At 65.6% G+C, this 19,443-nt stretch carries 18 protein-coding genes; 10 read left to right on the plus strand and 8 right to left on the minus strand.

The genetic code is table 11. The annotated features are described in order from the left end of the window. Positions 1–83 precede the first annotated feature (83 nt). Both purN and purM read right to left on the minus strand, forming a co-directional pair. Entirely contained in the window at positions 84–1,061 is a 978-nt protein-coding gene (gene purN / locus ACXYN8_RS04415; RefSeq protein WP_458888905.1) for a phosphoribosylglycinamide formyltransferase, read from the minus strand. Further along, on the minus strand, positions 1,051–2,175 hold the full coding sequence (gene purM, locus ACXYN8_RS04420; RefSeq protein ID WP_458888100.1) for a phosphoribosylformylglycinamidine cyclo-ligase: 1,125 nt from the start codon (positions 2,173–2,175) through the stop codon (positions 1,051–1,053). Before purM ends, purN begins: the two co-directional genes overlap by 11 nt. A 51-nt stretch (positions 2,176–2,226) precedes the next feature. On the opposite strand from purM, the gene ACXYN8_RS04425 reads away from it, so the two are divergent. The 4 genes from ACXYN8_RS04425 (at position 2,227) to ACXYN8_RS04440 (ending at position 5,257) form a co-directional block, all read left to right on the plus strand. Then, the gene (locus ACXYN8_RS04425) at positions 2,227–3,510 is read left to right on the plus strand and encodes a heavy-metal-associated domain-containing protein (RefSeq protein ID WP_458888101.1); all 1,284 of its coding nucleotides are present in this window, start codon (positions 2,227–2,229) and stop codon (positions 3,508–3,510) included. Positions 3,511–3,518: 8 nt separating this feature from the next. Beyond that, a complete protein-coding gene (locus ACXYN8_RS04430) occupies positions 3,519–4,127 on the plus strand; it encodes an HdaA/DnaA family protein (protein ID WP_458888102.1) in 609 nt (202 codons plus the stop codon). Positions 4,128–4,205: 78 nt separating this feature from the next. Continuing rightward, positions 4,206–4,901: a serine O-acetyltransferase EpsC gene (gene epsC, locus ACXYN8_RS04435; protein ID WP_458888103.1), complete on the plus strand. Its 696-nt coding sequence runs from the start codon at positions 4,206–4,208 to the stop codon at positions 4,899–4,901. After that, a complete protein-coding gene (locus tag ACXYN8_RS04440) occupies positions 4,901–5,257 on the plus strand; it encodes a DUF2794 domain-containing protein (RefSeq protein WP_458888104.1) in 357 nt (118 codons plus the stop codon). Before epsC ends, ACXYN8_RS04440 begins: the two co-directional genes overlap by 1 nt. A gap of 4 nt (positions 5,258–5,261) precedes the next feature. Here ACXYN8_RS04440 and ACXYN8_RS04445 read toward each other — a convergent pair whose 3' ends face one another. From ACXYN8_RS04445 to ACXYN8_RS04455, 3 genes are all read right to left on the minus strand, one after another. Continuing rightward, the gene (locus ACXYN8_RS04445) at positions 5,262–6,341 is read right to left on the minus strand and encodes a hypothetical protein (protein WP_458888105.1); all 1,080 of its coding nucleotides are present in this window, start codon (positions 6,339–6,341) and stop codon (positions 5,262–5,264) included. Between the two features lie 73 nt (positions 6,342–6,414). Continuing rightward, on the minus strand, positions 6,415–7,323 hold the full coding sequence (locus ACXYN8_RS04450; protein WP_458888106.1) for an SDR family NAD(P)-dependent oxidoreductase: 909 nt from the start codon (positions 7,321–7,323) through the stop codon (positions 6,415–6,417). A 95-nt stretch (positions 7,324–7,418) separates the two neighbouring features. Continuing rightward, positions 7,419–8,117, minus strand: a complete 699-nt coding sequence (locus tag ACXYN8_RS04455) for an HAD family hydrolase (RefSeq protein WP_458888107.1) — start codon at positions 8,115–8,117, stop codon at positions 7,419–7,421. 60 nt (positions 8,118–8,177) lie between these two features. Between ACXYN8_RS04455 and glmU the strand changes: the two genes are divergently transcribed. From glmU to ACXYN8_RS04480, 5 genes are all read left to right on the plus strand, one after another. Continuing rightward, positions 8,178–9,542 carry a bifunctional UDP-N-acetylglucosamine diphosphorylase/glucosamine-1-phosphate N-acetyltransferase GlmU gene (glmU, locus tag ACXYN8_RS04460; protein WP_458888108.1) on the plus strand — a complete coding sequence of 455 codons (1,365 nt, stop codon included), beginning with the start codon at positions 8,178–8,180 and terminating at the stop codon, positions 9,540–9,542. Positions 9,543–9,570: 28 nt separating this feature from the next. Beyond that, positions 9,571–9,813, plus strand: coding sequence for a ribbon-helix-helix domain-containing protein (locus ACXYN8_RS04465; RefSeq protein WP_458888109.1), 243 nt, complete (start codon positions 9,571–9,573; stop codon positions 9,811–9,813). Continuing rightward, positions 9,810–10,175, plus strand: coding sequence for a PIN domain-containing protein (locus tag ACXYN8_RS04470; protein ID WP_458888110.1), 366 nt, complete (start codon positions 9,810–9,812; stop codon positions 10,173–10,175). The genes ACXYN8_RS04465 and ACXYN8_RS04470 overlap by 4 nt, the downstream gene beginning before the upstream one ends. 15 nt (positions 10,176–10,190) lie before the next feature. Next, complete coding sequence (gene glmS, locus ACXYN8_RS04475) at positions 10,191–12,014, plus strand: glutamine--fructose-6-phosphate transaminase (isomerizing) (RefSeq protein ID WP_458888111.1); 1,824 nt, start codon at positions 10,191–10,193, stop codon at positions 12,012–12,014. A 68-nt stretch (positions 12,015–12,082) separates the two neighbouring features. Then, positions 12,083–14,434, plus strand: coding sequence for a putative bifunctional diguanylate cyclase/phosphodiesterase (locus tag ACXYN8_RS04480; RefSeq protein ID WP_458888112.1), 2,352 nt, complete (start codon positions 12,083–12,085; stop codon positions 14,432–14,434). 9 nt (positions 14,435–14,443) lie between these two features. Here ACXYN8_RS04480 and purQ read toward each other — a convergent pair whose 3' ends face one another. Both purQ and purS read right to left on the minus strand, forming a co-directional pair. Beyond that, positions 14,444–15,121 carry a phosphoribosylformylglycinamidine synthase subunit PurQ gene (gene purQ / locus ACXYN8_RS04485; protein ID WP_458888113.1) on the minus strand — a complete coding sequence of 226 codons (678 nt, stop codon included), beginning with the start codon at positions 15,119–15,121 and terminating at the stop codon, positions 14,444–14,446. Next, the gene (purS, locus tag ACXYN8_RS04490) at positions 15,121–15,369 is read right to left on the minus strand and encodes a phosphoribosylformylglycinamidine synthase subunit PurS (protein ID WP_458888114.1); all 249 of its coding nucleotides are present in this window, start codon (positions 15,367–15,369) and stop codon (positions 15,121–15,123) included. The genes purQ and purS overlap by 1 nt, the downstream gene beginning before the upstream one ends. 191 nt (positions 15,370–15,560) lie before the next feature. Here purS and ACXYN8_RS04495 point away from each other — a divergent pair, with 191 nt between their 5' ends. Further along, complete coding sequence (locus ACXYN8_RS04495) at positions 15,561–16,547, plus strand: hypothetical protein (protein WP_458888116.1); 987 nt, start codon at positions 15,561–15,563, stop codon at positions 16,545–16,547. Here ACXYN8_RS04495 and ACXYN8_RS04500 read toward each other — a convergent pair. Further along, positions 16,544–19,417 (minus strand): M16 family metallopeptidase, encoded by a 2,874-nt coding sequence (locus tag ACXYN8_RS04500; RefSeq protein WP_458888117.1) that lies wholly within the window; start codon positions 19,415–19,417, stop codon positions 16,544–16,546. The two genes, ACXYN8_RS04495 and ACXYN8_RS04500, sit on opposite strands and share 4 nt — an antisense overlap. Positions 19,418–19,443 lie beyond the last annotated feature (26 nt).

Raw genomic sequence — 19,443 nt, forward strand, 5'->3', positions numbered from 1 at the left:
AGGCTTTTATAGCGAACAGGCGGGGTCCGGGCGGAAACGTCCGGGCCCCGTTTGCTTTCGGGCCGGACGCTTCCGCGCAGAACTCAGAAGTCGGCGGCTGCCCGCCTCAAACCGGCCAGCCGTGCCGGGGCAACGCTCGCCCAGCTGCGATCGAGCCAATGGCGCACGTGGGCCCAGTCCACGTCCGGCCGGTTGAGCACCAGGCCGATCCAGCCGCTCGCGCCGTAATAGGCGGGGCGGTAGTATATGTCCGGGCCCTGCTCCATCAGCGCAGCCATCTCGTCGGCGCCGCTGGTCTTGAGCAGCACCGCGATATGCGGCTCGCCATGATGGCGGTCGCTGAAATGCGCGAAGAACTTGCCGCTCTTCCCGCCGGTATGGAAGCCTGGCGCGCCGTGGCTCTCGCGCTCCTCGACTTCCGGCAACGTCAGCGCCAGCTCGCGAAGCCGGCCGTAAATCCACTGTCGGTCGTAGGGACGGGCGAGATATTCTCCGATCACGCGCGGATAGAGCTGGTGTTCGGCAATCAGGACGCGGGCAGCCAGGCTGTCCGGCGTGTCGTCAGGACGGACCGCGACCTGCGCCTGCCCCAGCACCTCGCCGTCGTCGAGTTCAGGCGTCACCAGATGCACGCTTGCCCCGCCGTGGCTGTCGCCTGCGGCAATGGCGCGCGCGTGGGTCTCGAGCCCCTTGTACTTCGGCAGCAGCGAGGGGTGAATGTTGAACAGCCGACCTTCCCAGTCGAGCACGAACTCGGCGCTCAGGATGCGCATGTATCCCGCCAGCGCGATGGCTTCGGCGCCGTGCGCGCGGGCGGCATCGCCCATCGCCTGGTCATGCGCCGCGCGGTCCATGCCGCGGTGCGAGAGGGCGTAGGTGGCGATGCCTTCCGCCTCGGCAAAGGCCAGCCCGTCCGCCTCGGGATCATTGCTGGCGACCAGCACCACTTCGTAAGTCGCATCGGCCATCCGACTGGCATAGAGCAGCGCCGCCATGTTGGAGCCGCGCCCGCTGATGAAGATTGCGAGCTTCGCCTTGGGTGCGCCGGCTTCAGGCAAGATGCGAGGCTTCCCAGTCTTCGCGCCCGCTCCACGTTCCCGCTGAGCCGCGCACGGTGCAACCGCGCGGTCCTTCGTCGATCCTGCCGATCCGCAGCACCGGCTCGCCAGCCGCCGCCAGCCGCTGTTCGACCGCTTCGACCTTGTCCGCTGCGACGGCCAGCACCATGCCGACGCCGCAGTTGAAGGTGCGCGCCATCTCGCCCGGCTCGATATTGCCCTGACCTTGCAGGAAGGCCATCAGCCGCGGCTGTTCCCATGCATCGGCATCGACCACCGCGTGCGACCCTTCGGGCAGGACCCGCGGAATATTCTCCAGCAGGCCGCCGCCGGTGATGTGGGCAAGACCGTCGACCAGCTTGTCGCGGATCAGGGGCAGCAAAGTCGAAACATAGATTCGGGTCGGTTCAATCAGCGTGTCGATCAGCAGGCGCTCGGGATCAAACAGGGCCGGGCGGTCCATCCGCCAGCCGCGATCTTCCGCGAGGCGACGGACCAGCGAGTAACCGTTGGAATGGACGCCCGAGCTGGGCAGGCCGAGGAGGACGTGGCCGGGGGCGACAGCCTCTCCGGTCAGTTGCTCGCCACGCTCCACGGCACCGACGCAAAAGCCGGCGAGGTCGTAGTCACCCGCCTGATACATTCCCGGCATTTCCGCGGTTTCACCACCGATGAGCGCGCAGCCGGCCTGCTTGCAGCCATGCGCGATCCCGGCGACGACGCGTTCCGCCACGCCGTTGTCCAGCTTTCCCGTCGCAAAATAGTCGAGGAAGAACAGCGGCTCCGCCCCTTGGACGATCAGGTCGTTCACGCACATTGCGACCAGGTCGATGCCGACACTGTCATGGCGATCATGCTCGATCGCCAGTTTCAGCTTGGTGCCGACGCCGTCGTTCGCCGCAACCAGCAGCGGGTCCTTGTAGCCCGCGGCCCTGGGATCGAAGAAGCCGCCGAAGCCGCCCAGTTCAGCATCTGCGCCCGGCCGCGCGGTGGCTTTCACCAGCGGGCCGATCGCCTTGACCAGTGCGTTGCCTGCCTCGATCGAGACGCCGGCCTGCGCGTAAGTGTAGCTCTCGGGTGGGGGATTGTTCGACGCCATGGCAGCGGCTTTACGCATTCGCGCTTGGATTTCCATAAGCGTTTGGGCAAAAGGCGGGCGATTTCCCCGATGGCACTCGCAATTCGATCCTTTGGCGCGACCCGGCGCCCCCTTGTCGCCCTGATTGGCGCAGCTGGCATGGTGCTGCTCGCGCTGGGCGGCTGGCAGGCAATCCGCGCGCAAGTGGAAGGGGATCGCGGCATCGCGCCCGTCGCTGCGTCGCGCGATATCCAGATCGGCGGTATCAAGGTCGTCGCCAGCGGCAAGAATGCCGAGGACGCGCGGCAGAACGGGTACCAGCTGGCGCAGCGCAAGGCGTGGGAAAAGCTGGGCGGACCGGCCGTGCCCGATTCGCGAATCCAGTCGATGGTTTCCGCCGTGGTGATCGAGAGCGAGCAGATCGGCCCGCGACGTTATGTCGCGTCGCTGGGCGTGATCTTCGACAAGCAACGCGCCGGTGCGCTGCTGGGCCAGGGCGGCGCGCGGCGCCGGTCCGCCCCGATGCTTCTGCTGCCTGTCGTGATCGAAGGCGGTGCGGCCACCATGTTCGAACGGCGCACCGAATGGCAGCGCGTCTGGGCCGAGTACCAGGCGGGGGCGAGCGCGATCGATTACGTCCGCCCGTCGGGTTCGGGCGGCGAATCGCTGCTGCTCACCTATGGCCAGACGCAGCGCCGCAGCCGGCTGTGGTGGCGCACCATTCTCAACAGCTTCGGCGCGGCGGATGTCATCATTCCCATCGCGCGGCTGGAACGGCAGTATCCCGGCGGCCCGGTGAAGGGGTACTTCACTGCGCGCTACGGCCCGGAGAACCGCGTGCTCGACCAGTTCACCCTTTCGGTAGAGCGCGACAGCGATCTGGACGAGATGCTGGAAGTGGCACGCACCCGCTTCGACGCCATCTTCACCCGTGCCCTGCGGCAAGGAAAGCTCAAGCCCGACCCGACGCTCGGCCAGCAGCACGTCGGCATTCCGCCGGAAATCGCCGCGCTGATCGAGGCAGAGCGCTCCAAGCGCCAGGTGATCGATGCCGCGCCGACACGGTCGGGTGGCGCATCCACTGACAATGAACCCTCCGCCGGTGCCCCGACGACCGACACGCCTGCGGAACCGGCGGTGAACAGCTACGCGGTTACCTTCAACACGCCCGATGCCGCCTCCCTCGAATCCTCGCTCAGCGGTGTGCGCGGTGTACCGGGCGTGCGCGCGGTGGCGGTCAGTTCGACCGCAATTGGCGGCACTTCTACGATGCGCGTCACCTTTGCCGGTGATCTGACGGCGCTGGCCGATGCGCTGCGCGGGCGCGGCTGGCGGGTCAACCAAGGGCCGGGCGGGCTCGGCATCACGCGCTGATCCGTGCGATGAGCCAGATCGCGCTACCCCTGTCGGTTACCGGCACACAAGGGCGTATCGTCGTAGGCGATGCCAATGCCGGGGTGGTCGAATCGCTCCAGCACCCGCAAAGCTGGCCATACCGCACCGCGATCCTCGCCGGACCTCCGCGCTCTGGAAAGACCCTGCTGGCTCGCTGGTTCGGCGCCCAACCGCAATGCGAAGCGATCGACGATGCCGACCGCATGGACGAAACCGCTTTGTTCCATCGCTGGAATGCCGCGCAGGAGAATGGCACCGCGCTGCTTCTCACCGTGCGGGACGAGGGGTGGCAGGTGGCGCTACCCGACCTGCGCTCCCGCCTCGGGGCGGCGATGCACCTTGCCATCGGCAGCATGGACGATGCCTTCGCCGGTGACCTGATCGATGCCCATGCCGAACAGCGCGGCCTCGCGCTGGGCGATGGGGCCAAGGCCTATCTGGTCCCGAGATGCGAGCGCGGTTTTGCCGATATCGAGGCGTTGGTGGCGGCGATCGACCGCCTGAGCCTCGAACGCAAGCAGCCCGCCACACTTTCCATCTGGCGCGATGCGCTGGCCGATCTGACCGGACGCGGCGTTCAGACGCCGCTGCTGTGACCCCTTGCAATCGCGCACGGCGACCCCAGTTTTCGACTGAAACTTGCCTTGCCTGCAAAAAAGGGGGAGAATCGCGCGATGGCCAATGGTGTGCTTGCCTATCTCGATTCCATTCGTCGCCGCGATCCCGCGCCACGTTCGCGCATGGAAATCCTGCTTTATCCGGGCGTATGGGCCGTGTTCTATCACCGGATCGCGCACGCGCTGTTCAACGCCCGATTGTTCTTCCTCGCGCGGGCGGTGAACCACTGGTCGCGTTTCCTGACGGGGATCGACATCCATCCCGGTGCCCGGATCGGGCGCAATTTCTTCATCGACCACGGCTTCACCGTGATCGGAGAGACGGCCGAGATCGGCAACAACGTGACCATCTACCAGTGCGTGACGCTGGGGGGGACGAACCCCACGAACGGGCAGGGCGGGAAGCGCCACCCGACCATCCGTGACAATGCCATCATCGGGTCCGGCGCGCAGATCATCGGGCCGATCGTGGTAGGCGAGCGCGCCCGGGTGGGGGCCAATGCAGTCGTGACCGACGACGTGCCGGACGGTGCGACGATGATCGGCCTCAAGGCCCGCTCCACGCTGGTTCCGGCTGAAGAATGGCTGCGCGAATTCATCCCCTACGGCACGCCTTGCGACGATCCATGCCAGCCGAGCCGCGATTGCGTCGAAAAGCTCGAAAGCGAGATTGCCGAACTGCGCCGCGAAATGGCCGCCATGCGGGCCGAACGTACCGGCATCGCCGCCAAGCGCAGCGGGACCGATAGCTGATGCAGGGACTACCCGGCGGGCCGGGCATTCTTCCCTTTCCCGGTCGGAAACCGCGGCAAGTCGGTTTCGAGCGGGCCGAGCTCCAGCGCATCCTCGATCTTTATGGCCGCATGGTCGCTGCCGGCCAATGGCGCGACTACGCGATGGACTTTACCGCAGAGGCGGCCACCTTCGCCGCCTTCCGCCGCGCCGCCGAAAGGCCGCAGGCGCGGGTGGAAAAGCGCCCGTCGCTACGCAACCGGCAGGGCATGTGGACGCTGTTTGGCGAACACGGCCAGGTGCTGAAGCGCGGGCATGAGCTTTCGGGCGTGCTCGCGCCGATGGAGCGGCGGTTGCTGAAGGCGGTCGAGGACTAGCCTCTCACGCGCCGGCGTAGGCGACCGGCAATCTGCCCTGAACATCGGCAGGCAGCCGTTCCACCAGCGCGCGGCGAATCGGGCTCCAGAAGGCGCTCAGCATCAGCAAGGCGCTGCCGATGACAAGCGCGGTCAGCGCCACGTTGAGTTCCACCGCTCCGAAACGGTCGAACAGCCAGGTCAGCGCTACCAGCACGTAGGCGAGGGCGGAGACGAGCAGCGCGCGGCGGTCCACGATCAGGGCGATGACACCCAGCGCGACGTAGACCAGCAGAACGCCCGCCACCGCGACGCCGCCGATATTCTCGCCCTGCGTCACGCCGAGCCAGTGGAACAGCGGATGGGCGATCATCGGCGCGGCCAGCAGATGCAGCCAGAAGGCGACGTCGGTGCGGCGGGTCTCACGTTCCCGGTCGCTCATGTCCCAGCGCATGGCGAAAGCGAAGACCGCGAGGCCCAGGGCGAAGATCAGCGGTATGATGATCGCTCCCGGCGAATCGAACTGGCTAGGGCCGAGGATTGTCGTGACCAGCGCGATGATGGTGACCACGATCGCACCCGCCCCCGCGGCGACGGTGATAGGGACCATGAACCGGCGCCAGTGGATATAGGCGGCCCCTGCCGTTGCTAGGGCGCAGGCTGCGACCAGCCCGCCGCCGAGCGCCTGTTCGCTTCGGGCCGATCCCGCGCCTTCGATCATCGGGATGACGATGCCGAGCAGCATGGCGAACACCCCGCCGACGAAGGCCAGCAGCAGGACGATGCTGGGCAGCGCCATGCGCCGCTTGCGGGTGAACAGTTCGGCCATGAACCACGCCGCGCCCGCAATCAGCAGGCCGGAGAATGGGGGCGGGCCGCCCGCGTTGGGAGTGAAAGCCTGACCGATGCCCGCCATAGCCACGAGGATCATCACCGCCGCAATGGTGACGAAAATGTCGTTGAAGCTGGTGACGAGACGGAAATGTTCTTCATCGCCGGAGGGTGCACCACGTGCCCCTTCCGCATGGGCGCGCAGGGCTTCTGCGGCTTCGGCACTGATGGCACCCGCTTCGACGGCGGAACGCAGATCGTGTTCGGTATACATGGCGCAGTTCTCCCCTGCTGATTGGGAAAAACTACGCCATGTGTATTACTGTGTCAACACAGTGGCCGGATGCTTATTTTCCGAGCTTAGCCTGCATTGCCGCGACGATGGCGGCCCCCTGCGCGCCACCGGAGGTCGGGACGGTCAGGTTGCTCTGTTCGCTGATCTTCGCCCAATGTTCGGCGACCCCTTCAACCGTGCGTTCCTCGTCGGGCAGCCAGACGGGTTCGTTCATCGCCACCCATGCGGAATGGAACCCACCGCCGCCTGCGCCGACGATGGCATTGCTCGGCGCATCCTCGCTGACGAGGAACAGCGCTGCCGGCGCGACATTTTCCGGCGCGAACAGCTTGAAGCTTTCTTCCGGAAACAGATCCTCGGTCATCCGCGTTCCCGCGATCGGCGCGATGGTGTTGACGCGAATGTTGTACTTCGCGCCTTCCAGCGTCAGTGTCTTGGTAAGACCGGCAAGGCCGAGCTTGGCCGCACCGTAGTTCGCCTGCCCGAAATTGCCGAACAGGCCAGTGGATGACGAGGTCATCAGGAGCCGTCCGTAGGCCTGCTCGCGCATGGTTTCCCACACCGCCTTGGTGACGTTGGCGGAGCCGTTGAGGTGGACGTCGACGACGAATTCGAAGTCGTCCATCGTCATCTTGGCAAAGGTCTTGTCGCGCAGCACGCCGGCATTGTTGATGACGATGTGGACGCCGCCCCACTTCTGCTTTGCGTCGGCTACCATCTTTTCCATCTGTTCGAATTCGGTAACGGAGCCACCGTTCGAAACCGCCTCGCCGCCGGCCTTTTCAATTTCTTCGACGACCTGAAGTGCCATGTCGGAATGGCCGGTGCCATCGCGCGCGCCGCCCAGATCGTTGACCACGACCTTTGCTCCGCGCCGTGCGAGTTCCAATGCATATTCGCGGCCGAGCCCACCGCCCGCTCCGGTGACGATGGCGACGCGGTCCTTGAACGAAATGGTCATGTGCTCTCCTCTTTTGGTTCGTTTTACAATTCACACGCGTGTGAATGTCCGGGGCGGATTGGCAGGTTCGTTTCGATTGTGCAACTGCGAGATGGTCAGAGTTTCCATAGGGCGGGGAGGATGCCGGCGACATCATCCGCGACCGCATCGCCGCCGAGTTTGCGGGGCTCGTCGTCGCAATAGCCATAGCCTGCCACGACCACCGGAACCTGCGCAGCGCGGGCTGCCCGCACGTCGTAACTCGAATCCCCAACAAAGGCGAAGCTGCCCCCGCCGCAACGTTCGCGCGCCGCAAGCAGCGGGTCGGGCATCGGCTTGGCACGAAGCGTTCCGTTCGCGTCCCGCCCTAGGCTGTCGCCACCGATTATGGTGACGAACCGGTCCGCCAGGCCGAGATGGGAGAGGATGTTGAGCGCAAATTCCTCAAACTTGTTGGTGATGACGGTTGTCGCCAGGCCGAGGTCGTCGCACGCGTCCAGCATCGCCTCCACGCCCGGGTAAGGCACGGTGTGGACCGCGTTGTTCTCGGCATAGAAGGCGAGCATCTTCTTGTAGAGCGCGCGGAAATCGTCCGCCGCCATGCCGCCCTGTGCATCGACGGCGCGCGCCAGCATCACCTTCGCCCCGCCGCCGATCAGATCCTTGCTCGAGTTGACGGGGACGGGGTCGAATCCGCCCAGATCAAGCGCGTAGTTCACCGCGGCGCCCAGATCCCGATGCGTGTCGAGCAGCGTGCCGTCGAGGTCGAAACCGATGGCGGCGAAAGGGAAGGCGGCGGTGCTGGCTTGTGTCATGCGCCACGCGATGCCGACGCACTATGGAAACTGCAACAAATAGCTGGCACAGGCGCGCGCATGACCACCCAACGCGCCATCGCCGCCGTCATCCTTGCCGCGGGCAAGGGTACGCGCATGAAATCCGCCACCCACAAGGTGCTCCATCCCATTGCGGGGCGCCCGATGCTGCTCCACCTGATGGCCGCGCTCGACACGCTCGCGCCGCAGCGCAAGGTCGTGGTCGTCGGCGACCGGGCAGAGCAGCTTGAGGCAGCGCTCGACGGGCAGGCGGACCTCGCCACGCAGGATCCGCAGCTCGGCACGGGGCATGCCGTGCAGCAGGCGCAGGACGCGCTGGCTGGATTCACCGGCGATGTGCTCATCCTCTACGGCGACGTGCCATTCGTCCGCCCTCAGACCATGCAGGCGATGATCGAGCGGCTGAACGGACCGGAGGAGCCAGCCGTGGTCGTCCTCGGTTTCGAGCCTGCCGATCCGCTGCAATACGGCCGCGTCATCGCGCAGGACGGCCGCATCGCGAAGATGGTCGAATACAAGGATGCGAGCGAGGCCGAGCGTGCCTGCACGATGTGCAATTCCGGCCTCATGGCCGTGCGCGGAGAAGACCTGTTCGCGCTGCTCGCGCGCGTGTCCAACGAGAACGCGCAGGGTGAGTATTACCTCCCCGACATCGTCAACATCGCGATTGGCGACGGGCGAACATGCGCCGTGGTCGCGACGGATGCGCCGGACGAGGTTGCCGGCATCAACTCGCGCGCCGAACTCGCCTCCGCCGAAGCGCAATGGCAGGAGCACAAGCGGGAAGAGGCGATGGAGAACGGCGTCGCTCTCAAGGCCCCCGACACGGTGTTCTTCAGCTGGGATACCGAGCTGGCGCGCGACGTCACGGTGGAGCCCAACGTGTTTTTCGGCCCCGGCGTTTCGGTGGGCGAGGGCGCGACCATCCGCGGCTTCAGCCATATCGAGGGCGCGCGCATCGGCGAGCGCTGCGAAGTCGGCCCCTTCGCCCGCCTGCGCCCCGGCGCGGTGATGGAGACAGGCAGCAAGGTCGGCAATTTCGTCGAGATGAAGAAAGCCGTGCTGGGTGAAGGCGCCAAGGCCAACCACCTCACCTACCTCGGCGATGCGGAGGTGGGCGCGGGTGCCAATATCGGCGCAGGCACGATCACCTGCAATTACGACGGTTACTTCAAGCACAAGACCGTCATTGGCCCCCGCGCCTTCATCGGATCGAATAGCGCCCTGATCGCCCCTGTCAGGATCGGTGCCGACGCCATCGTCGCCGCCGGCAGCGCGGTCAGCCGGGACGTGTCGGACGGCGACCTGCGCATGGTCCGCGGCGAACAGATCGTGAAGCCCGGCTGGGCCGACCGCTTCCACGACGCGATGCGGAAGAAGAAGGCGGCAGGGAAGAAGACCTGATCGCTATGTCTTGACATGATATCATCGAGTGATATCAGTCCGCACCATGCGGACGCTGGTCGAGATACCCGACGATGATATTGCCTGGCTCGACCGGGCGGCGGAGGTGCGCGGCGTTTCGCGTACGGCTCTGGTCCGTGAAGCGGTTTCGGCCATGCGCAGCGGCAGTTCGCGCAAGGCGGTAGACGAGTTCTTCGGTATCTGGCGCGATCGTGGCGACATTGGCGATGCTCTGACGTTCCAGCGACGTATCCGGAGCGGCGAGACGTGACCGGGGTCGTCTTCGACAGCGCGATCCTGATCGATGCGCTGGTCGGCCTGTCTTCCGCGCGCACCGAGATCGTGCGCAGTCCGGATCGTTGGATCACCCGCCTCGGCTGGGCCGAGGTGCTTGCTGGTGCCAAAGGGGATGGCGAGCGGATCGAGGACTATCTCGCCCACTTCAAAGTCATCGAACTGACCGAGGAGATTGCCCGTCGTGGCGCGTCCATGCGCGAACAGCGGCCCGCCATGGCGCTCGGCGATGCGATTGGCCTTGCAGCCGCGCAGGTGTCCGGCCGCATCTATGTCACCCGCAATACCAAAAGCGTGCCCGCCGATATGCCGGGCGTGCGGATACCTTACACTCTCTAGAAGAAAGCCTGTCATATGTGCGGAATCATTGGAATTGTCGGCAACCAGCCCGTCGCCGACCGGCTCGTCGATGGCCTGCGCCGGATGGAGTATCGCGGCTATGACAGTGCGGGCGTATGCACGGTCCACAGCGGCGAGCTGATCCGTCGCCGTGCCGAGGGAAAGCTGATGAACCTTGCGCAGGAGCTGGCAGTGAACCCTGCGCCCGGCGACATCGGCATCGCGCATACGCGCTGGGCCACGCACGGTGCGCCGACCGCGAAGAACGCGCACCCCCACGCTACTGAAACGCTCGCACTGGTGCACAACGGTATCATCGAGAACTTCAAGGAACTGCGCGCCGAAATGCAGGCCAAGGGCCGCCACTTCGAGAGCGAAACCGACACGGAAGTCGTCGCGCATCTGTTGTCCGAGCAGGTCGAAAATGGTGCCTCGCCGCAAGACGCGGTCCAGGCGGTGCTGCCGCGCCTGCGCGGTGCCTTCGCGCTCGCCATCGCGTTCAAGGACCATCCCGATATGCTGATCGGCGCACGGCTCGGCTCGCCGCTGGTGGTCGGATATGGCGATGGTGAAACCTACCTCGGCTCGGACGCGCTGGCGCTTGCGCCGCTGACGCAGAAGATCGCCTATCTCGAAGAAGGCGACTGGGTCGTCGTGACGCGCGAGGGCGCGCAGGTCTTCGACAACGCCAACAACGCGGTGGAGCGCGAGGTCACGACTTCGGGCGCATCGGCTGCCGCGATCGAGAAGGGGCCTTATCGCCACTTCATGCAGAAGGAGATTTTCGAGCAGCCGACGGTGGTCGCGCAGACGCTCGGCTCATATATCCGGCGCGAGGACAACACGGTGGCGCTGCCGCAGATCGATTTCGATCTCGCCGGTATCAATCGCGTCACCATCGTCGCCTGCGGGACGTCCTTCTACGCCGGGATGGTGGCCAAGTACTGGTTCGAGCAGTTCGCCCGCCTGCCGGTCGACATCGATGTGGCGAGCGAGTTCCGTTATCGCGATCCGGTGCTGGAGCCGGGCGGCCTCGCGATCTTCATTTCGCAAAGTGGGGAAACTGCCGACACGCTTGCCGCGCTGCGGCATTGCAAGGAGCAAGGGCAAACCATCGCGGTGGTCGTCAACGTGCCGACCAGCTCGATGGCGCGCGAGGCCGATCTGCTGCTGCCGACCCACGCCGGGCCGGAAATCGGTGTTGCCAGCACCAAGGCCTTCACCTGTCAGCTCGCTGTGCTCGCTGCGCTTGCCGCGCACATGGCCGTGCGGCGCGGGCGGATCGACCGGTCGGAAGAGGCGGAGATCGTGCGCCATCTGATCGAAGCTCCTGCCTGCCTCAACGAAGCGCTTGCCCATGACGAGGATATCGCCGCCATGGCACCGCTGATCGCACCGGCACGTGACGTGCTGTATCTCGGCCGGGGCGCCGATTTCCCGCTGGCGCTGGAAGGCGCGCTGAAATTGAAGGAAATCAGCTACATTCACGCAGAAGGTTACGCTTCGGGTGAGATGAAGCACGGCCCCATCGCGCTGATCGACGAAGCGGTGCCGGTTATCGTCATCGCGCCGTCCGGGCCTCTGTTCGAGAAGACCATCTCCAACATGGAGGAGGTCCGCGCGCGCGGCGGCAAGGTCGTCCTGATCTCGGACGCGGAAGGTCTGCGACAGGCGGGCGAGGGGTGCATGGCGACCATCGAAATGCCTTCCGTCCACCCACTGATCGCGCCGCTGGTCTATGCCGTGCCGGTGCAGCTCTTGGCCTATCATGTCGCGGTGGCGAAGGGCACCGACGTCGACCAGCCGCGCAACCTCGCCAAATCGGTCACCGTCGAGTGAGAAAAAACCCGTTAGTTCCAAGCGCTAAGTTTACGCCAGAGTAACCCTTTCGCCCGTAATTCCGCGGGGTGAGCGAGACCCAGTCAAACCTGCCGACCTTGCCGTTGGAAATCAGCGATTCGGCTGTGGTCGGCCTGAGCGATCCTGCGCGCGGCGACTGGGTTGCGTTGCGCGGGTTGCAGTATGGCGACATCGCCGTCGTCCCGCGCTCCCGCCTGCTGATGCATGGACTGGCGACGATGCTGGTCCTGCTGATATCCTTCGCGAAGGTTTCGATCATCGCGCTGCTGGCCTGGCCGGTCGCGCTGGCCGTTGCCATCGGTTTCCTGATGCGCGTCAACGGCGAGGTCAACGGCGCGCTGCGCAAGGGCATGACGCGGCAGCTTTTCTGGCGCCATGCCGGTGCGGTCAGCGGGGTCGCGATGGTGTGGTGCGTGCCGATCCTGTTCTTCGGGGCATTCGGCGATATCGAGATGAAGCTGGCGAACTGGACCGTGCTCGCCATGCTCGTCGCCGGTTCGAGCGCGACATACGTCATGATCCCGATGACCTCCATCGTCTTCTCCGCCGTAACCGGCGTTGCGTCGATCCTTGCCTTCCTGCTCGCCGGTCGTCCTGAATTCGCCATCCTCGTCGCCATGTTCGTCGCCGTGACGACGATCGGCGCAGTCGCCAATTCGCGCACCCACCTTGCGGCTCGGATCGCGGAGGCAAGCATTGCCGAGAAATCCGAAGTCGTTTCCCTGCTCTTGCGCGAGTTCGAGGAGAACGAGGCCGACTGGCTGTGGCAGGTCGACGTCAATCGACTGGTGCGTTCGATCAGCCCGCGTTTCGCCTATGCCCTTGGGGTCGACGGGAAGAAGGCGGAAGGTCACCCGCTCATCCAGTTGCTGGCCGGCAAGTCATGGCAATCGGGCCATTTCGTGCCCAGCCTGCACGATCTTGCCGAGCGCATGAAGCGGCGCGAGAGCTTCTCCAACCTCATCGTGCAGGTCAGCCTTCCTTCCGGGGAGCGCTGGTGGGAGCTTTCCGGTACGCCGATCATCGATGAACGAGGCTCCTTCACCGGATACCGCGGAGTCGGCTCCGACGTTACCGAACAGCGCGAGTCGGACGAGAAGATCGCCTATCTCGCGCGCTTCGACACCCTTACCGGTCTGCCCAACCGGCGGATGCTGACGGAGGCGCTGGGCGAGGCGCTGCGCTACGCCGACCAGTGGCGCGCGCGCTGCGCCTTCATGATGATCGATCTCGATCGCTTCAAATCGATCAACGATTCGCTCGGTCACCAGGTCGGCGACCGGCTGCTCGAGCAGGTCGCTCTGCGGCTGAAGTCGATCATGAGCGAGAACGAGATGTGCGGGCGACTGGGCGGTGACGAGTTTGCCGTCGTGATCCGCGACGCGTCGGACCGCAACGTCGTGCAGGGCGTCGCCAACGAGATCATCCAGCGTCTTTCGCTGCCGTACCAGGTCGATCACCATACGCTCTACGTCGGCGCCAGCGTCGGTTCGGCCATCGGGCCGCGCGACGGTCAGACCGTCGAGGCGCTGATGCGCAACGCCGACCTCGCGCTTTACCGCGCTAAGGACGATGGCGGCGGCGTGCACCACAATTTCGAACCTTCGCTCTACGCCGATGCGGAAGAGCGGCGACAGCTCGAGTTCTCCCTGCGCAAGGCGCTGGAGCGCAACGAGTTCGAGCTGCACTTCCAGCCGGTGGTCGACACCAATTCCGAACACCTGGTCAGCTTCGAAGCATTGCTGCGCTGGAACAGCAAGGACCACGGGATGGTCAGCCCGGCCAAGTTCATTCCCCTGGCCGAGGATACCCGGCTGATCGTGCCGATCGGCCAATGGGTGCTGGTGACCGCCTGCCGCGAGGCGATGAAATGGCCCAGTCGCATCTGTGTCGGCGTCAACGTATCGGTCGAGCAATTGCTGGAGCCGGGCTTTGCCGATCAGGTCGCGTGGGCGCTGCACGAAACAGGCCTCCCACCGCAGCGCCTGGAGGTCGAGGTGACGGAGAGCATTTTCCTTCGTGATGCGACCACGGCCAAGGCGACCTTGCAGAAGATAATCGATCTGGGCTGCCGCACCGCGCTCGACGATTTCGGAACGGGCTATTCCTCGCTCGGCTATCTGCGCGAAGTGCGTTTCTCGACCATCAAGGTCGACCGCTCCTTCGTGCAGGGTGCCTCGAGCGGAAACGCGGAAAGCCTTGCGATCATCCGGGCCGTCGTTGCGCTGTCCGACAGTCTCGAGCTGACGACGACGGCGGAAGGGGTGGAGACCGTAGAGGAAGCGAAGATGATCCGCGAACTCGGCTGCACCAAGATCCAGGGCTATTACTACGGCCGCCCGATGGTGGCGTCCGATGCCACCGGGCTGTTCGCCGCCGGCAACAACCGGGTCGCCTGAGCCTGACTATCAGGCGGTGGCGAGGGCGTTCAGCGCGCTTTCGAACAGGGCCGCACCATCGGTGCCGCCATGCGCCGCATCCACAGCGCGCTCCGGGTGGGGCATCATGCCCAGCACATTGCCCGCCGCATTCAGAATCCCCGCGATGTCGCGGCGCGATCCGTTGAGGTTCTCGGAATAGCGGAAGGCGACGCGGCCCTCACCCTCGACCCGGTCGAGCGTCTCTTCGTCTGCGAAATAGCACCCGTCGTGATGCGCCACCGGAATGCGGACGGTCGCGCCGGTCTCGTAGCCGGACGTGAACAGCGACTGGTTGTTCTCGACGCGCAGGTTGGCGGTGCGGCAGATGAAGTTCTGGCTGGCATTGCGCATCAGCGCGCCAGGGAGAAGACCCGCTTCGGTAAGCACCTGAAAGCCGTTGCACACGCCGAGCACAGGAACGCCGCGCTCTGCCGCGGCAACGACGCTGCGCATGATCGGGCTGCGCGCGGCCATCGCGCCGGAGCGGAGGTAATCGCCGTAGGAGAAGCCGCCCGGCAGGGCGATGAAATCCAGCCCGTCGGGAAGCTCCGCATCGCCGTGCCATAGCCGCACGGCGGGGGTGCCCGTCGCCCGTTCCAGCGCCACCGCCATGTCGCGGTCGCAGTTCGAGCCGGGGAAGGTGACCACCGCGGCGCGAACGGCCATTATGCAGGCTCCTTCGCGGGCAGTTTCTCGATCCGGTAATTCTCGATCACCATGTTGGCGAGAAGCTGGCGGCACATCTGGTCGAGCTGGTCGTCGGTAACGCTGTCGGCGCATTCCAGTTCGATCAGCCGACCGGCGCGGACATCCTCGACGCCGGAGAAGCCGAGACCTTCGAGCGCGTGGTGGATCGCCCGACCCTGGGGATCAAGCACGCCGGGCTTCAGATTGATGTGGACCCTGACCTTCATGCGCTTCGCCTTTCGCTGCCGATGTGCGGGGTTCTCGGGCCGAGCCTATGGCGACAAGCGGCGCGTGGGACAAGGGGCGTTGGCCCCGTCGGCTTGCAACAAGTTAACACGACTCGCCGGTGCTGTGGATAAGTAGTATTCCAGCGAATTGGAGGTGGGCCATGCGATTCGCTGACTTCAGGGGTCGTCTGTTGACGGGAACGGGCGCGGGGGCGCCAGCCGAGTTTGCCTTGTGCGGCGCGTTGGCCGCAGGCGTTGCCAGTCTGGTTGCGAGTACGGGCGGAGCCGACGCACCGGTCAGGGCGCGCGGAATCGCGCAGGTCGAGACCCGTCAGGATACGACGCCGAAGCCTTCCAACACCATGCTGGCTCGCGAACTGTTTCCCGCAAACCCTGAAGAACCCGAATCGCTGGCGCTCGCTCCCGCTGCGGCGGTCCGTATCGTGCTGCCGGAGCCGACGGCGATCTCGGCAGCGGATGAGAAATTGCTGCTGCCGTTCTCCCGGCCTTCGAGGGTTCGCATCGAGCCTGCTGTTATCGCGCAGGCAGAACCCATGGTTGTCGCGGTCCGTATCGATCTTCCGCAGGCCCGTCCGATAGCATTGCCGGAGCAGGCGCCGCCAGCGAAGGCGCCCGCGTTGCCGGTGAAGGCACGAGAGCAAGTCGCGTTGATCGAAAACCGTGGCTTCGCTCCGGTCGATCTGCCGCATGGCACCGCGCTGGTGATGCGCGATGACGACACCATCGCGCCGCCTGCGCTGACGGGGGAAGCCGCCGCCGAACTCGCGCCAAGGCCCAGGCCGGTTCTCGTCGCCTCGCTCGAACGGCTTGAGCAGCGCTTCTCGCAGGCCGCCAGCTTCGATCTTCGCAAGGTCGGTGACGTCGGAACGCCAGACACACTCGCACCCGGGGCAATCGAGGTGACCAAGTCGGTCAGGGCCAACGGGCGCGATCTGGGTACGATCCCGCTGCGGATTGCCGCGGATTCCACGGTCTCTATCAAGCTCGGCGACCTGGTGGAGATGTTCCGCACCCAGATGAATTCGCGCAACTTCGCCGAGCTTGACGCCTCGGTGCGAGCCAACACCTACGTCAGCTTCCGGCGCCTGCGCGATGCGGGCATCGACGTTCGCTACGATCCCGTCAGCGATTCTGTCGCGATGGTGGTGGACGGCTAGGCCGGATCCTGTTCTTCCGGCACGACCACGAATTCGACCCGCTCGTCCGGGGCGAGGTAAGCCTGCGCCGCTGTCTGCAGATCGGCCGCCGTAATCGCGTCGAGAACCTCGCCCGCGGCAAGGAAGCGGTCGATGCGCTCGCTCTCGCTCTGGGCGCGGTCAACCAGTCCCATCCAGCCGCCATTGGTCTTCAGCGCATTAGCGAAACTTTCCGCCAAGGGCTTCCGCGCGCGTTCCAGCGTGTCGTCATCGACCGGCTCGCGCCGAAGCCGGGCAATGACTCCGAGGATGGCCTCGCGCGCCACCTCAATGCGCCCGCCGTCGAGCGAGGCACCGAGCGTGAATGTGCCGTAGCCGTCATAGATGCTCGACTGAATGGCGCTGACACTGGGCGAGTAAGCTTCGCCCAGTTCCTCGCGCAGGACGTCGTACACCTCCAGCCGCACGACGCGCTGTAGCAGTTCGAGCGTCGCGTCCGTCTTTAGATCGCTGTCGTCACGGGTGGGCCAGACCATCTGGAGCAGCGCCTGGTCGGCTTCCCCCTGATGGCGGATTTCGCGCTGCTCGCGGGACGCCGTAAATGGGTGGTTTCGCCGGTCGGCATAAGGTCGGAAGGCTTCTTCACGCGCGGGCAGGGCGCCCAGCGTGCGCGCGACGACGGCAATGGCTTCCTCCGGATCGAAATCGCCCACCAGTGCCAGCTCCAGCGCGCCGTTGGCCAGCCGGTCGGAAACGGTGTCCTTCAGATCGTCAAAGGTCAGCGCCACGAAATCGTCCAGCGGTTGCAGCGAGAAGCGCGGATCATTGTCCGACAGGATAGCGCCCTTTTCTGCCGACAGCGCGGAGGCCGGCGTTGCGCGCAGGCCCTTGAAATAATTGCGGATCGATCGGCGGAATTGCAACTGCGCTTCAGGACGATAGCCGGGGTCGGTGATCGATGCGGTAAGCAGTTGCATCTGCAATTCGAGGTCGCGCGGGCGCGTGCTTCCCGCAAGCGTAAACACCTCACCCTCTGCAGCGGTGCGGACGCTGACGCTGCGACCAGCCAACAGGGTTTGCAGATCGTCAGCCGAATGTTCGCCCAATCCGCCCTCGGGCAGCAGTCCGAACAGCGCGGTCGCCAGCGGTTTTTCGCGGGTCACCAGCATCTGGCCGCCGTCGATGCTCGCTTCGAACAGGATGCGGTCGCGTTCCAGCTCGGTCGGTTTGAGATTGAGACGCACGTTGTTGGCGAATGTGACCGTTCGAATGCCGAGACGCGCGTCCACGCTGTCCGCCACGACAGCCCCCGGCGTGCCGAAGTCGGTGTAGGCCCACGCCCCCAGGCCAAGGTCGTCGCCCTTGGTCAGCTTTTCCGACATGGCACTGTCCCACGCCGCGCGGATCGCATCGGCTCCGCCCTGCGGCTCGCTGCGACCTTCGTAGCGCAGCAGCGGGTTTTCGAATGATGCGACGTCGGCTTTCAGCGCGGCCAGCACCGCTTCCGGCGTCACGTCGGGCTCGACAGCGTTGTAACGTTCGAGCGAGCTTGCCGGAGTGGTCGGGACCAGCCCATCCTCCAGCAGGCTCAACACCGCGCCGGTCAGCGCGCCCGTGCTGCGGGTGTCGGCGCTGTTCGCGGCGGCTTCGGTCTGATTGCGGATGATCGCGAGCTGCTCATCGACCTCTGCGCTGGAGAACCCGTATTCGAGAGCGCGGCGATACTCGGTCACGGCCGCCGCGATGCCCTTCTTCCATCCGCCGTCGGGCGTGTAGACCAGCAGGCGGCTGACCCGCGCCACATCGAACACGTCGCCCGTGCCGAGCCCGGCGCTGCGAAAAGGTGACGCTTCGGAACGCGAGACGCGCCGCAGGCGGCGATTGACGATGGCGTAGCCGACGCGCGTCAGCAGCCTGCGTCGCCGCTCGGCAACGGTGTCGGGGCCCTCAAGCCGCGGTCCCATCTGCATGGCTGTAACCTGCTCGGACTGGGCGGGGTCGACGAACAGATCGGTCTCGCCGCGACGGTCGAACGGGATCGGACCGGGGTCCGGCTCGGCGGGTTGACGGGCGGCCTGCCAGCTGCCGAAGCGGCGGATGATGTCCTGCTGCACGGCGTCGACGTCGATATCGCCGACCACGATGACCGCGGCGTTGGAAGGGACATATTCGCGTGCGTAGTAACCGCGCACATCGGCCGCGCTGGCGGCAGAGAGCGTCTCGATCGTTCCGATTGGCAAGCGGTCGCGATAGTGCGCGTCGGGTGCGGTGAAGGCGACTTCGTCCTGGTAGTTTCGCAGGGCGAAATTGTTGCGGTCGCGCTGCTCTGCCAGGATCACGCCGCGCTCGCGCTGCACCGATTCGTCGCTGATTGTCAGTTCGCTCGCCGTTTCGCGCATGATCATCAGCGCGGTATCGACCAGCTCCGGATCGTTGCGCGGCAAGTCGAGCTTGTACAGCGTGCGCTCGTATCCCGTGGAGGCGTTGGTATCGGCGCCGAAGGCCAGACCCTCCCGCTCCAGCAGCTTTATCATCTCGCCTTCGGGCACGTTAGTGCTGCCGTTGAATGCCATGTGTTCGACGAAATGAGCCAGCCCACGCTCGGTTTGCGTTTCGGAGAGCGAGCCGGAGCCGATCCACAACCGCACCTCGGCCTGCCCCGCCGGGGTCGCGTTGTGCCGGATGGCATAGCGCATTCCGTTCTCGAGCCGCCCAAATCGGTAATCCGGGTCGAGCGGCAGGTCGCTATCCTCGAACGCCCATCGTCCGTCGTCCTGCACCGGCGGCGCGGATTGTGTTGGCGCGAGCGTGACTGCGGGAGAGGACGTGGTGCTGGAGGCGCAGGCCGCCAGCGCGAGCGCTGCCAGCGGCGTCAGGATTTTGAAACGCATGGTCCCTGTCTCGCCCATGCCCGCAA

Source organism: Altererythrobacter sp. CAU 1778 (assembly GCF_054482795.1).

Excerpts from the sequence above, each read along its gene's own strand:
- glmS (WP_458888111.1), top strand. The coding sequence starts at position 10,191 with ATGTGCGGAATCATTGGAATTGTCGGCAACCAGCCCGTCGCCGACCGG.
- ACXYN8_RS04445 (WP_458888105.1), bottom strand. The coding sequence starts at position 6,341 with ATGTATACCGAACACGATCTGCGTTCCGCCGTCGAAGCGGGTGCCATC.
- ACXYN8_RS04425 (WP_458888101.1), top strand. The coding sequence starts at position 2,227 with ATGGCACTCGCAATTCGATCCTTTGGCGCGACCCGGCGCCCCCTTGTC.
- ACXYN8_RS04455 (WP_458888107.1), bottom strand. The coding sequence starts at position 8,117 with ATGACACAAGCCAGCACCGCCGCCTTCCCTTTCGCCGCCATCGGTTTC.
- ACXYN8_RS04430 (WP_458888102.1), top strand. The coding sequence starts at position 3,519 with ATGAGCCAGATCGCGCTACCCCTGTCGGTTACCGGCACACAAGGGCGT.
- ACXYN8_RS04500 (WP_458888117.1), bottom strand. The coding sequence starts at position 19,417 with ATGCGTTTCAAAATCCTGACGCCGCTGGCAGCGCTCGCGCTGGCGGCC.
- purQ (WP_458888113.1), bottom strand. The coding sequence starts at position 15,121 with ATGGCCGTTCGCGCCGCGGTGGTCACCTTCCCCGGCTCGAACTGCGAC.
- ACXYN8_RS04440 (WP_458888104.1), top strand. The coding sequence starts at position 4,901 with ATGCAGGGACTACCCGGCGGGCCGGGCATTCTTCCCTTTCCCGGTCGG.
- purS (WP_458888114.1), bottom strand. The coding sequence starts at position 15,369 with ATGAAGGTCAGGGTCCACATCAATCTGAAGCCCGGCGTGCTTGATCCC.
- glmU (WP_458888108.1), top strand. The coding sequence starts at position 8,178 with ATGACCACCCAACGCGCCATCGCCGCCGTCATCCTTGCCGCGGGCAAG.
- purM (WP_458888100.1), bottom strand. The coding sequence starts at position 2,175 with ATGCGTAAAGCCGCTGCCATGGCGTCGAACAATCCCCCACCCGAGAGC.
- ACXYN8_RS04450 (WP_458888106.1), bottom strand. The coding sequence starts at position 7,323 with ATGACCATTTCGTTCAAGGACCGCGTCGCCATCGTCACCGGAGCGGGC.
- epsC (WP_458888103.1), top strand. The coding sequence starts at position 4,206 with ATGGCCAATGGTGTGCTTGCCTATCTCGATTCCATTCGTCGCCGCGAT.